Origin of the sequence: Microbacterium sp. BH-3-3-3, assembly GCF_007679045.1 — a bacterium.
GTDB lineage: Bacteria > Actinomycetota > Actinomycetes > Actinomycetales > Microbacteriaceae > Microbacterium > Microbacterium algihabitans.
This window is the reverse complement of sequence record NZ_VEFS01000002.1, coordinates 1-13,157: the sequence shown is the minus strand read 5'-3', so window position 1 is coordinate 13,157 and position 13,157 is coordinate 1. Positions and strand designations below refer to the sequence as shown.

The 13,157-nt window shown below is 71.2% G+C and carries 11 protein-coding genes; 1 reads left to right on the top strand and 10 read right to left on the bottom strand.

Annotated features, from left to right (window positions below):
- Positions 1-479: 479 nt before the first annotated feature.
- The 10 genes from xerD to FS769_RS07840 are packed head-to-tail and all read right to left on the bottom strand — an operon-like array spanning position 480 to position 11,975.
- Entirely contained in the window at positions 480-1,409 is a 930-nt protein-coding gene (gene xerD, locus FS769_RS07880; protein ID WP_144832056.1) for a site-specific tyrosine recombinase XerD, read from the bottom strand.
- Position 1,410: 1 nt separating this feature from the next.
- Positions 1,411-1,989: an NUDIX hydrolase gene (locus FS769_RS07875; protein ID WP_144832053.1), complete on the bottom strand. Its 579-nt coding sequence runs from the start codon at positions 1,987-1,989 to the stop codon at positions 1,411-1,413.
- Between the two features lies 1 nt (position 1,990).
- Complete coding sequence (locus tag FS769_RS07870) at positions 1,991-3,688, bottom strand: CTP synthase (protein WP_144832050.1); 1,698 nt, start codon at positions 3,686-3,688, stop codon at positions 1,991-1,993.
- Between the two features lie 38 nt (positions 3,689-3,726).
- Entirely contained in the window at positions 3,727-6,588 is a 2,862-nt protein-coding gene (locus FS769_RS07865; RefSeq protein ID WP_144832048.1) for a hypothetical protein, read from the bottom strand.
- Positions 6,585-8,279 carry a DNA repair protein RecN gene (recN, locus tag FS769_RS07860; RefSeq protein WP_144832045.1) on the bottom strand — a complete coding sequence of 565 codons (1,695 nt, stop codon included), beginning with the start codon at positions 8,277-8,279 and terminating at the stop codon, positions 6,585-6,587. The genes FS769_RS07865 and recN overlap by 4 nt, the downstream gene beginning before the upstream one ends.
- The gene (locus FS769_RS07855) at positions 8,276-9,196 is read right to left on the bottom strand and encodes an NAD kinase (RefSeq protein WP_144832042.1); all 921 of its coding nucleotides are present in this window, start codon (positions 9,194-9,196) and stop codon (positions 8,276-8,278) included. Before FS769_RS07855 ends, recN begins: the two co-directional genes overlap by 4 nt.
- Complete coding sequence (locus FS769_RS07850; RefSeq protein WP_144832039.1) at positions 9,193-9,993, bottom strand: TlyA family RNA methyltransferase; 801 nt, start codon at positions 9,991-9,993, stop codon at positions 9,193-9,195. Before FS769_RS07850 ends, FS769_RS07855 begins: the two co-directional genes overlap by 4 nt.
- The gene (locus tag FS769_RS16810; protein ID WP_186325477.1) at positions 9,990-10,154 is read right to left on the bottom strand and encodes a hypothetical protein; all 165 of its coding nucleotides are present in this window, start codon (positions 10,152-10,154) and stop codon (positions 9,990-9,992) included. Before FS769_RS16810 ends, FS769_RS07850 begins: the two co-directional genes overlap by 4 nt.
- A 19-nt stretch (positions 10,155-10,173) precedes the next feature.
- Positions 10,174-11,211, bottom strand: coding sequence for an HAD-IIA family hydrolase (locus FS769_RS07845; RefSeq protein ID WP_144832036.1), 1,038 nt, complete (start codon positions 11,209-11,211; stop codon positions 10,174-10,176).
- Complete coding sequence (locus FS769_RS07840) at positions 11,208-11,975, bottom strand: hypothetical protein (protein WP_260979723.1); 768 nt, start codon at positions 11,973-11,975, stop codon at positions 11,208-11,210. Before FS769_RS07840 ends, FS769_RS07845 begins: the two co-directional genes overlap by 4 nt.
- On the opposite strand from FS769_RS07840, the gene FS769_RS17065 reads away from it, so the two are divergent.
- Positions 11,946-13,103, top strand: a complete 1,158-nt coding sequence (locus tag FS769_RS17065; RefSeq protein ID WP_186325511.1) for a hypothetical protein — start codon at positions 11,946-11,948, stop codon at positions 13,101-13,103. The two genes, FS769_RS07840 and FS769_RS17065, sit on opposite strands and share 30 nt — an antisense overlap.
- Positions 13,104-13,157 lie beyond the last annotated feature (54 nt).

Below are 13,157 nucleotides of genomic sequence, written 5' to 3'. Positions count from 1 at the left end.
TCAGGCCGCCCCGCCCCCGACCCGCACCCCCCGAGGTCCCCGAGCCCGTCGAAGGGACCGGACACACCCAGGTCCCCGAGCCCGTCGAAGGACCCGAACACACCCAGGTCCCCGAGCCCGTCGAAGGACCCGAACACACCCAGGTCCCTGAGCCCGTCGAAGGGACCGGACACACCCAGGTCCCTGAGCCCGTCGAAGGACCCGGACACACCCAGGTCCCCGAGCCCGTCGAAGGACCCGAACACACCCAGGTCCCCGAGCCCGTCGAAGGACCCGGACACACCCAGGTCCCCGAGCCCGTCGAAGGACCCGGACACACCCAGGTCCCCGAGCCCGTCGAAGGACCCGGACACACCCAGGTCCCTGGGCCCGTCGAAGGGACCAGAACCCCCTGCAGCAACCCGGGGGCTTCGACAAGCTCAGCCACCTCCGCCCCGCTGCACCCTGAGGCCCCGTCGAAGGGACCGGACGCCGTCGCGTCACCGCGCCCGCGGGTGCGAGGTCGCGTACACGTCGCGCAGCGCGTCGACCGAGACGTGCGTGTAGATCTGCGTCGTCGACACCGAGGCGTGTCCAAGCAGCTCTTGCACGACACGCACGTCCGCGCCCCCCTGCAGCAGGTGCGTCGCGAACGAGTGCCGCAGCGTGTGCGGCGAAACGTGGGCGGTGAGCCCCGCCTTCTCGGCGGCGGCCTGGATGATCAGCCACGCGCTCTGACGCGAGAGCGGCGCACCGCGCACGCCCAGGAACAGCCGCGGCGTCGCCCGCCCCTTCGCGGCGAGCGCGGGTCGCACGCGTGTGAGGTAGGCCTCGACCGCCGCGCGCGCGTACGAACCGACGGGCACGATCCGCTCCTTGTCGCCCTTACCGCGCACGCGCAGCAGGTCACCGTGGGCGGTGTCGTCGACGTCGAGCTGCACGATCTCCGAGACACGGGCTCCCGTCGCGTACAGCAGTTCGAGCAACGCGCGGTCGCGCACGGCCGCCGGCTCCGCGGCGGAGGCGTCGGCCGAGCCGGGCGCGGGCCCCGCGGCATCCAGCAGCTGATCGACCTGGGCGATCGTCAGGGCCTTCGGCAGGCGGCGCGGTGCCTTGGGCGGACGCAGTCGCCCCGTGGGGTCGGCATCCGCTCGCCCCTCCCGCACGAGAAAGCGGTGCAGCCCCCGCACCGACGACTGCATCCGCGCGAGCGACGACGAGGCGGGCGGCGGCTCCGCTGAGGCGCGCTCGGCCGCGAAGTCCGCGATCAGGGCGGGCGTCACGGTCTCCACCTCGACGACGCCGCGCTCACCCAACCAGTCCGTGTAGACGGACAGGTCGCGGCGATACGCGGCCACGGTGTGGTCGGAGAGCCCGCGCTCGAGCGCGACGTGCCGGAGATAGGTCTCGACCGCGCGCTCGAGCTCCACGTCAGCGGGCGGAGGCCTCGCGGCGCAGCACCTCGGCCGCCGCGAGGGCGCCGGTGGCCAGGATGCCGTTGCGCAGGCGTCCCGCGAGCACGCCGTCGATCACGTCGGCCAGGGGCACGCGCTCGAGGCGCATGTCGGACTCCTCGTGTTCGCGCTCGAAGTCGGTCTCGACCGCCCGCAGGCCGCGCGCGAGGAAGAGGTGCACGACCTCGTCGTTGCCGCCGGGGGTCGTGTGCATCGACACGAGGTGCTGCCAGCGGTCGGCGGCGAGATCGGCCTCTTCGGTCAGCTCGCGCTTGGCGGTCTCCATCGGCGGCTCGCCCGCGACGTCGAGGAGTCCGGCCGGGATCTCCCAGTCGCGCTCCTTGATGGGGTGGCGGTACTGCTGGATGAGCACGACGCGCTCCTCGTCGTCGATCGCGACGACCGCCGCGGCCCCCGGGTGCTCGACGTACTGGCGGGTCATCTCGCCGTCGCCATAGCGCACGGTGTCGGAGCGCACGTCCCAGACCGCGCCCTCGTAGACCAGGTCGGTCGAGACGATCTCGAGGTCGACCTTCTCGTCGCGCAGCTCTTCCATGTCAGTCCTCCTCGACGTCGAACAGCTCGCTCGAGCGGTGACGCTCGAGGGCCGCCCCGACCAGACCGCGGAACAGCGGGTGCGGCTCGGTGGGGCGCGAGCGCAGCTCGGGGTGCGCCTGCGTCGCGATGTAGTACGGGTGCACGTCGCGCGGCAGCTCGACGAACTCGACGAGGTCGAGGTCGGGGTTGAGGCCTGAGAACACCAGGCCCGCGTCACTCAACTGCTGGCGGTAGGCGTTGTTGACCTCGTAGCGGTGGCGGTGACGCTCCGAGATGTCGTTCGATCCGTAGAGGTCCGCGGCGAGCGAGCCCTCGGCGAGCGCGGCGGGGTACAGACCCAGGCGCATCGTGCCGCCGAGGTCGCCGCTTTCGAGGATGTCGACCTGCTCGGCCATCGTCGCCACCACCGGGTGCGCGGTGTCGGGGTCGAACTCGCTCGACGATGCACCCTCGAGCCCGGCGACGGTGCGGGCGTACTCGATGACCATGCACTGCAAGCCGAGGCAGATGCCCAGCGTGGGGATGCCCTGTTCGCGCGCGAACCGCAGCGCACCGAGCTTGCCCTCGATGCCCCGGATGCCGAAACCACCGGGAACGATGATGCCGTCGACCGCGCCGAGGGCCTTGGCCGCGCCGTCGGGCGTCTCGCACAGGTCGGAGGGGATCCACGTGATCTTGACGTGGGTCTCCTGGCCGAAGCCACCGGCCTTGATGGCTTCGGTGACCGAGAGGTACGCGTCGGGCAGGTCGATGTACTTGCCGACCAGGCCGATCGTGACCTCGTGCTTCGGGTTGTGCACGGCCTGGAGCACGCGGTTCCAGCGCGTCCAGTCGACGTCCGCGGCCTTCGAGATCTCGAGGGTGTCGACGATGTAGGCGTCGAGGCCCTGGTCGTGCATCATCGACGGGATGTCGTAGATGCTCGGCACGTCGATCGCGTTGACCACCGCGTCTTCGTCGACGTCGCACATGAGCGCGATCTTGCGCTTGTTCGACTCGGTGACGGGGCGGTCGCTGCGCAGCACGAGGGCGTCGGGCTGGATGCCGATGGAGCGCAGCGTCGCGACGGAGTGCTGCGTGGGCTTGGTCTTCTGCTCACCCGAGGCGCCCATGAACGGCACGAGCGAGACGTGCACGAAGAAGACGTTCTTGCGGCCGAGTTCGTGGCGGATCTGGCGCGCCGACTCGATGAAGGGCTGCGACTCGATGTCGCCGACCGTTCCGCCGATCTCGGTGATGATGACGTCGGGCTGCGGCTTCTCGCTGGCCTGCAGGCGCATGCGGCGCTTGATCTCATCGGTGATGTGCGGGATGACCTGCACGGTGTCGCCGAGGTACTCGCCGCGGCGCTCACGGGCGATGACCTGCGAGTAGATCTGGCCCGTGGTGACGTTCGCGGCCTGGCTGAGCTCGATGTCGAGGAAGCGCTCGTAGTGACCGATGTCGAGGTCGGTCTCGGCGCCGTCGTCGGTCACGAAGACTTCGCCGTGCTGGAACGGGTTCATCGTTCCGGGATCGACGTTCAGGTACGGGTCGAGCTTCTGCATGACCACGCGCAGACCGCGTGCCGTGAGGAGGTTGCCGAGGCTTGCCGCCGTCAGGCCCTTCCCCAGGGAGGAGACCACGCCTCCGGTGACGAAGATGTGCTTCGTCGTGAAAGTCGTGTCGTCTGAATGTCCCGCGTCCGAAGTCTTCATCACGGGCTTCGATCCTATCAGTCAGTGGTGAGAACTGGTCAGCGCGTCGCCGCACTCTTGCGTCTCGGGCGTGCCGGATGCCGAGGGCGCTCGCCCGGCGCGGAGGTGCGGCGCGTCCGGATGAACGCGAAGACCCCCACGACGATCGACACGACGAGCGGAACGAGCACCACAGGCAGGATCGGGTCGTCGTCGGACGCCTCCCCCGCGGCCCAGCCCACGAGGAACATCTGCGCGATCGTCAGGCTGGGCGGCATCCATCGTGCGAGGTCGCGTTGCACACCGATCCGGCCGCGCGCGAGGCTTCCGACCAGTCCCAGCACCACCGCGAGCAATCCCAGGACCGGCCCGAGCGCCCAGGGCAGACCGATCCACAGCGCATGGCCGATCCCCGGTGCGGGAGACGCGGCGAACGTCCCCTCCGCGAAGCGGAGCTGCACGCCGCCGTAGCCGTCCGGCCACAGACTGTCGGACTCGTACTCGTCGTCGACGTTCTCGTCGAACGCCACCACCGCCTGGTCACCGCGTTGCAGCGTGTCGCCGAACGGGATCGGCGGCTCGTCGGGTCGGTTCGGGGTCCCGTCGAGCCATCCCGAGCCGTCGGTGAGGCTGTCGGCGAGTTCGTCCGAGAGGGTCAGGCTCATCCGCAGTCGCTCGGTCTCGAGATCGGGGAGCTGCCACGTCCACGTCCACCGGGGCATCAGCGCCGTCCACGTGAGTTCCTCGACGGCTGCCCCGTCGGCCTGCGCCGCCACCACCGGTCGATCGAGCGTGTATCGGACCTCGACGTCGTGCTCGCCCTCCCAGTCGTCGGGCAACCGGCTCTGCACGACCGCGTACCCCATCCGTCGCGTCTGCTCGAAGGGCACCGCTCGACCGTCGACGGTGATCTCCTGCACGCGCAGCCCCTGGTCGTGGCCGTCGACCACGTCGCGCCACGCGCGCGTGACCTGAGGCACGGCGCGCAGATGCGCCGCGACGTCCGCCCGCAGGCGCTCCACCACGTCGAGACGCGCGGAGCCGTCGTCCGAGCGGACGAGCGTGGCGTCGAACCGGGCGTCGGTGACGGCGACGCCGTACGACCCGTCGAGATCGTCGAGCACGTCGCTCTGGTCGGGCGGCGGGCTCGTCGGCGACGCCGTCAGGAACGCGAGCGCGACGGCTCCGCCCACCACGGCGACCGCCGCGAAGCGCACGCCGAGCCGACCCGCGCCGAAGAACGTCGGACCGGCTCCGGCTCGTCGGCCGATGCCTTCTCGGGCCAACAGGTTTCGGACGAGGCGGCCGGCTGCCCGCGGACGCGCGAACATCACCACGTAGGGCAGATCGACCGAGCGTAGCGTCGCCCGCTCCGCGGCCAGCGTCTGATCGAGGTGCAGGCGCTGGCCGAGCAGGTGTTCGCGCGCGAGGGCGCCCTCGCGGGTCAGCGGACGGGCGCTCAGTGCGATCGCGATGACGGCGACGGCGAGGATCGCTCCTGCCACGGCGGCCACCGGCGGCCACCACTCGAGCGTCAGCGCGCGTTGATGCGACAGCTGCCGGGCGAGCCCGAACTGCAGGGCGGTCAGCGCGATCGCCCCGCCGAGGAAGGCGTCGCGCACGAACCCCCGCGGAACCCGCCGCAGACCGTCGTCGAACTGCGCGCGCCACGCGGGCGAGAAGTGGAACGCCCGACCCGCCGGAACGAGATCGCCCCAGCGTCCCGCGCGATAGCCCGCTCGCGCGAGACGCCGCGTCAGCCGCGGGTCTTCCGGCGAGCGGCGCCACGCCTCGAGGGCTTCGGCGAGCGCTGCCGTCCGGCGCGCTCCCCACAGGCGCGCGTCGAGTGCCACCGAGCTGCCTCTGCGGCGCTGCGACTCGGGCACGAACCACGCGCGCCCGCGCGCATCTCCCCACGCGACGGCTCGCGCCGCGAGCGCGAACAGCACGCCCACCGCGAGCAGCAGCAGCGGGACGAACGGACCGTAGGCCTGCAGGTAGAACAGAGGCGAGGGCCCCGGCATGGCGAGCGTCCCGGGCGCGAAGCGCAGGGTGAACCAGAACGAGCCGTGGGGCGGGATGTTCTGGTCGTTCGAGACCTCGTACACGAGGGGGTCGGATGCCGCGTCCTCCGGCTCCAACGTCGTCGACCCGCTCACCAGCAGCCAGGCGATCCCCGATGTGGGCTGACGGGCGTAGGTCGCGGCGAGGTCGCGCGGCACGCTCACGCGCAGAGAACTCCCCGCGACCCCGCGCGGCCAGTCCGGCCCGAACACGTCCCACTCGAGCACCTGATACGACTGCTGCGACGACGGATCGCTGTCGTCGTAGGCGAGGTCGCGCATTTCGTAGCTGAGCACGACGTCATGGGTGCCGGTGAGCCGCTCGCCGGCGTCGATCGTGTAGGTCGTGCGGGTGGGGCCGGCGCTCGTGCGCGCCTCGACGATCGCATCGTCGAGCCTCGCCTCGCGCAGCCGCGGACGCAGATCATGCCCCTCGTACTGGGAGGCGACGACACGCTCGATCGCGTGCTCGTCGACGTCGTCGGGGAACACCGCCGTGAAGCGTTCCTCTACCTGGGCGACCAGCCGCCCTTCGTCGTCGCGAACGACCACGTACTCAGCCGAGAAGTCCTTCGCGAACCACGTGCTGGTCGCATCCTTCGCCGACGAGGTGATGTCATCGAAGGTCAGCGGGGCGTTCAGGACCGGTCCGACCAGGAGCAGGATCCCGAGCGCGGTCACCGCCGCCCAGAACACGCGGATGCCGGTGCGCAGCCGATGGCCGCCGTGCGACCGCAGCCATGCCTCGAGTCGTTCCAGCAGCCGCGACAGCGCGAGCCAGAGCGGCGTGTGCTGGGGTGCGGGAACGAGCGTCGCCTCCGGCGGCGCCTGTCTCGCGTCGTCGGGGGCGTCGGTCATCGCGATCGCCCGGTCTCCAGCAGCTCGCGGGCGTGGGTCAACGCGGCGTCGGAGTCGCTCAGTCCGGAGAGCAGACGTGCCATCTCCGCTTCGCGCTCCGCACCGTCGAGGCGGCGGACGCTCGACGCCGTGACCGACCCGTCGTTCGCCTTCACCACGCTGAGGTGGTTGCCGGCGAACGCGGCGACCTGCGCGAGGTGGGTGACCGCGATCACCTGCGACGACTCCGCGAGACGCGCCAGACGGCGTCCGACCTCGATGGCCGCAGCCCCTCCGATGCCCGCGTCGACCTCGTCGAACACGAAGGTCGGAACGGGGTCGACCCCCGCGATCACGACCTCGATCGCCAGCATCACCCTGCTGAGTTCGCCACCGGACGCACCCCGTGACACCGGTCGCGGATCCGCGCCCGGATGCGGGGCGAGCAGAATCGACACCTCATCACGCCCATGGGCGGCGGGAGCGGCCGGGCTTACCTGGACGGTGAGCGTGGCGTCGGGCAGGGCCAGCGCGTGCAGCTCTTCGGTGACGAGCGAGCCGAGGCGGAGAGCAGCGTCTTCTCGAGCGGCGGTGAGGGCGGCGGCCGCGGTGTCGAGCTCGGCGGCGGCGGCGTCGCGCTGCGCCGCGAGTCTCTCGAGGCGGTCTCCGTCGTCGTCGAGCTCGACGAGGCGGGCGGATCCCGTCTCCAACAGGCCGATCGCGGCATCGACCGAGCCGTGCGCGCGCACGAGCGCGGCGAGAACCCCGCGACGCTCATCGACGGCTGCCAATTCGTGCGGACCCGATTCGTCGAGGTCGGCGAGGTACCCCGACAGCGCGACCGAGGCGTCCGTCGCGCGGTAACCGAGTTCGGCGACCTGCTCGGCGATCGCGGCGAGGTCGTCGTCGCTGGCGGCGATGCGCTCGAGCGCGCGACGGGCTTCGGCGAGCAGGGTCACGACGTCGGGGGAACCGTCGTCGTTCGACAGGGCGGCGTGCGCGGTGACCGCGGCGATCCGCAGCTCTTCGGCGTTCGCGAGGCGCTCGGCACGCTTGGCCAGTTCGTCCTCTTCGCCGGGCTGCGGGGCGATCGCTTCGATCTCGGTGATCGCGGCACGCAACCGCTCCGCTTCGCGCGCGCGTTCGTCGCGGTCCGTCGTGAGCGTCGTCAGTTCGGCATCGAGGCCGCGCCACTCGTCGAAAGCCGCGCGATAGGCGGAGCGCGCGGCCGTCACCGCTTCGCCTCCGAAGCGATCGAGGGCATCGCGCTGGGCCGACGCCGAACGCAGCCGCAGCTGGTCCGACTGGCCGTGCACCACCACGAGATCGTCGGCGAGATCGGCCAGGACACCGGCGGGAGCCGTGCGGCCGCCGACCGTGGCGCGACCGCGCCCTTCGCTCGAAACGGTGCGCCCGAGGTAGAGCTCGGCGTCGCCGCTGCCGACCGGCTCGACATCGCCTCCGGCTTCGCGCACGCGCGCCGCGACGGGGCCGTTCTCGGGCACGAGCCACACGCCTTCGACGGCGGCCTGAGCCGCGCCGGAGCGCACGGCGCCGGAGTCGGCGCGGGCCCCCAACAGCAGACCGAGACCCGTCACGACCATCGTCTTGCCCGCGCCCGTCTCACCGGTGATCGCGGTGAAGCCGCGGCCGATGGGCAGGGTCGCATCGGCGATCACGCCGAGGTCGCGCAGACGCATCTCCTCGATCACGAAACGCCTCCGGCCATTCCGCGCCACCCGGTGACGGGGAGGCGGAACTTGCGGACGAGCCGGTCGGTGAACGCGGCGGGGTGCAGACGGGCGAGACGCACCGGACGCGAGGAGCGGCGCACCATCACGCGCGCGCCCGGGGGAAGCTCGTGCGAGCGTCGCCCGTCGCACCACAGGATGCCACTGCCGCTCGTGCGCTCGAGCACCTCGACCGCCACCATCGCGTCGGGGCTCACGACCAGCGGCCGGGCGAACAGTGCATGGGCCGAGAGCGGGACGACGGCGATCGCCTCGACCGTGGGCCAGATGACCGGGCCGCCCGCCGAGAAGTTGTAGGCCGTCGATCCGGTCGGCGATGCGACGACGATGCCGTCGCAGCCGAACGACGACAGCGGTCGGCCGTCGACCTCCATGACGACCTCGAGCATGCGCTCCCGGCTGGCCTTCTCGACGGTCGCCTCGTTCAGCGCCCACGTCTCGAAGATGACCTCGTCGTCGGCGTCGAGCACGCGCACCGCGAGGGCTAACCGCTCTTCGACCGAGTAGTCGCGCGCGATCACTCGATGCACCGCGTCATCCATGTCGTCGCGCTCGATCTCGGCGAGGAAGCCGACGTGGCCCATGTTGATGCCGAGGATCGGGGCGGTCCCGCCGCGGACCATCTCGGCCGCCCGCAGGATCGTTCCGTCGCCGCCGAGCACGATCGCCAGCTCGACGTCGTCGATGCTCACGTCTTCACCGAGCGTGGCGACGCCGTCGAGCGAGAGGCGGTCGGCGAGTTCGGGGCGGTCCTCGGCCGACACCACCGGCGTCGCCCCTGCGGCCCGCACGGCGGTGAGGATGCGTTCGGCGGCGTGGACGGTGTCGTCACGGCGCGCGTGGACGACGAGGAGGATACGGCGATCGCTGGGGGTCATCGGCTTCCGGTCAGTCGGGTCACGGTGCTCTCCCATTGTGAGGGGTCGGTGCCCTGTGCGGCCGAGAACCACGCGACGTACTCCTGGTTGCCGTGCGTTCCCACGATCGGCGAGGCGACGAGTCCTGCCGTGCGGAGTCCGGCGTCCCACGCCGCCCAGAGCACTCCGTGCACCGCGTCGGAGCGCAGCGCCGGATCGGTCACCAGACCTCCCTTCACCGCGGTGCGGCCGACTTCGAACTGCGGCTTGATGAGCAGCACGACGTCGGCGTCGGGCGCGGCCGTCGCCACGACCGCGGGAAGCACGTGGTGCAGCGAGATGAAGGACAGATCACCGGTCACCACGCGGGGGCGCTCGGCGACGCGCGTGGCGGCGGCGAGGTTCTCGGCGGTCATGAACCGCACGTTATACCCCTCTACCGACACCACGTCGGGGTCGGATGCCACGACTGTGGACAACTGCCCGTGCCCGACGTCGACGGAGAGGACGGGACGAGCGCCTCGCTCCCGCAGGACCTGCGTGAATCCGCCTGTCGATGCGCCCATGTCGAGCGCAACGGAGCCCTCGACCTCGAGGGAGAAGGCGTCGAGAGCCGCGAGGAGCTTGTGCGCACCGCGACTGACGTAGTGGTCGGTGCCGGCGACGACGATCTCGCTGTCTTCTCCCACGGGCGCCGAGGCTTTCACCACTGCGCGGCCGTCGACGGTGACGAGGCCGCCGGCGATGAGCTGGGCGGCGTGCGACCGGGAGCGCGCGAGACCGCGCGAAGCGAGCTCGGCGTCGAGGCGCGCCGTCACGGTCGCGACGCCGACGGGTCGCTCGGAGCGGATTCCAGGCGGCGGGCGAGCTCGTCGTGCAGCGCGGCGAAGGCCTGCGCGCGCATGTCGAGAGGCTGCTCTTCGATGAGACGCAGCCGATCGATCAGCTCGGGAGCGGCATCCGGGGCGGTGTCCGACATGGATGCCATGCTACCGAGGTCAGCGCACGCGGAACGGGTCGGCGTAAAGTCGCTCCGGAACGCGGAAGCCGAAGATCGCGCGACCGGAGTTCCAGATGGCCGCGGCACCGGCGCGCAGCAGATCGATCTGACGGTCCCCCGCCGACACGATGCGCAGGTCGACCCCGTCGATCTCGACGATCGCATCACCGACGCGGGTGCGCTCGCCCTTGACGACGGTCGCGGGATACGGCTCGAAGAGCTGACGGAGGTCCTCCACGATGTAGTCCGGCCGCTGCGAGGGCGGTGCGGCGAGCACCTGCTTGGGGCGATCGATGCCGGTGAGCACGAGCAGCGACTTCATCTCGGCCGTCAGCGCACCCTGGATGTCGGTGTCCAGTCGGTCGCCGATGAAGAGCGGGCTCTCGGCTCCCGTGCGCGTGACGGCCTCGTCGAAGATCGGGCGCTCGGGCTTGCCGGCGATGGTCGCGAGGCGACCGACGGCGGTGTGCACCGCAGACACGAGCGTGCCGTTTCCCGGCGCGATCCCGCGCGCCTGCGGGATGGTCCAGTCGGTGTTGGTCGCGACCCAGGGGATCCCGCCCTCTTCGATGGGCGTCGCCAGGGCGTAGGCCGCTTCGGCGAGCTGCGCCCATCCCACCTCCGGAGAGAACCCCTGCACCACGGCAGCGGGAGAGTCGTCGGCGCTGCGCGTGACGACGAACCCCGCCTTCTCCACCTCGACGACGAGTCCCTCGCCACCGATGACCAGCAGAGTCGACCCCGCCGGCACGAGGTCGCGCATGAGGCGCATCGCCGCCTGCGGGCTCGTGGTGACATCGGAGGGCGTCACGTGCAGACCGAGCGAGGTCAGGTGCTCCGCGACCGACGCGTCGGTGCGCGATGCGTTGTTGGTGATGTACCCGAGGCGGCGCCCCTCCTGCTGGGCGCGGTTCAGGCTGTCGACGGCGTGCGGCAGTGCTCCCGGCCCTGCGTACACGACACCGTCGAGGTCGGCGAGCACGACGTCGACTCCGTCAAGCGGCGTCGGGTCGGCTTTGCCGCGCCCGAAGATCATCGGGCGTCCTCCGCCTCGTCGTCCTCAGCGTCGGAGTCGGCGGCATCCGCGTCGGTGCCGTCAGCGTCAGAGTCAGCGGTGTCGACGTCGGGCTCGGTCACGTCGGCGGGCTGGGCCTCGTCGGCGGACTCCACGTCGTCGGTGGATGCAGCCTCATCGTCGGCGACGGGGATGACACCGGATGCCACCTCCACCCCGCCCTCGTCGTCGATCAGGTCGATCTCCTCGACCACGATCACCTCGCGGTCGGCCACGCCTGCGGCGGCGTCGAGCGCGTCCGCGGCGACCTCTGCGCGTCGTTCCCACTCGGCGGCCTCGTCGAGACGACCGAGTTCCTCGAGCACGGCGGCGCGGGCGGAGAAGAGCGCCGGGCTCCATTCGAAGGCACGGTCGGGGTCGGCCTCGGGGATCTCGAGCTCCTGAAGCGCACGATCCGCCTGGCCCAGGTCGAGGCGGGCGCCCGACATCGCGATCGCCAGCTGCACGCGCACCGACGTCGAAAGGGTGGAGCGATCGACAGCGCGTCCCTCCTCGAGTGCACGGTCGGGACGACCGACCCCGCGCTCGCTGTCGACGATGAGGGGCAGCTGCTCGTCGGAGCCGGTGATACGGCGATGGGTGCGAAGTTCGCGCAGCGCGAGTGCGAAGTCGCCCACGGCGTAGGCCGTGATCGCCACGGTCTCACGCACGACGCCGACACGGCCGGCGCTGCGCGACGCGGCGAGGGCGTGCGCATGGGCCAGCGCCGGGTCTTCGTCGATCACTCGTGCCGCCATCGCGAGGTGACGTGCGACGTTGTCGGCGTTGTCCTTGCTGAGAGTCTTCAGCTCATTGCGGGCCGCACCCGGAAGGTCGTACGCAGTGACGTCTTCCGGCAGCTCGGGTCCGCGTTCGCGCTGGTCCTGCGGCGGGCGCGTGGCCCGTGCGTCATCGCGATCGAAGCGACGCGGCGCTCCCGCACCCGGGCGGCTGTCGCGCGAGGGACGGCGATCGCCACCGCCGAAGCCGCGGGACTCACCGCCGCGGTACGACGGCCGGTCGCCGTCCTGCCGGAACGGCCGGTCGCCATCCCGGCGCTGCGGGCGGTCACCGTCGCGGCGGAAGGGACGGTCACCATCGCGCGGCGGACGGCTTCCACCGTCACGCTGGAAGGGACGGTCGCCGTCACGACGAACGGGGCGATCACCATCGCGGGGCGGACGGCTCCCGCCATCACGCTGATACGGACGGTCGCCGTCACGACGAACGGGACGGTCACCCTCACGCGGCGGACGGCTTCCACCGTCACGCTGGAAGGGACGATCGCCGTCACGACGAACGGGACGATCACCCTCACGCGGCAAACGGCTTCCACCGTCACGCTGGAAGGGACGATCGCCGTCACGACGAACGGGACGATCACCATCACGACGGAACGGACGATCGCCATCGCGCGGCGGACGGCTCCCGCTGTCGCGCTGGAAGGGACGATCACCGTCTCGACGAACGGGACGATCACCATCACGACGGAACGGACGATCGCCATCACGCGGCGGACGGCTCCCGCCATCACGCTGGAACGGACGATCGCCATCCCGACGAACGGGCCGATCGCCATCACGACGGAACGGACGATCGCCATCACGCGGCGGACGGCTTCCGCTGTCACGCTGGAACGGACGGTCACCGTCACGACGAACGGGCCGCTCACCATCACGACGGAACGGACGGTCGCCTCGAGGAGCCGACCCTCCGCCGGAGGACTGTCCACGTCCGGACGCGCGGTCGCCCGAGCGCCCTTCGTTGCGCTTGCGATCGTTCGCGTCGTCCGTCGACATGACTGTCCTCCTCAGGGTAAAAGTACCCGTAAATGCGAAATGGCCACCCAGCTTTGGGTGGCCATTTCGACTTAAAGGAAGTCCGGCGGTGTCCTACTCTCCCACAGGGTCCCCCCTGCAGTACCATCG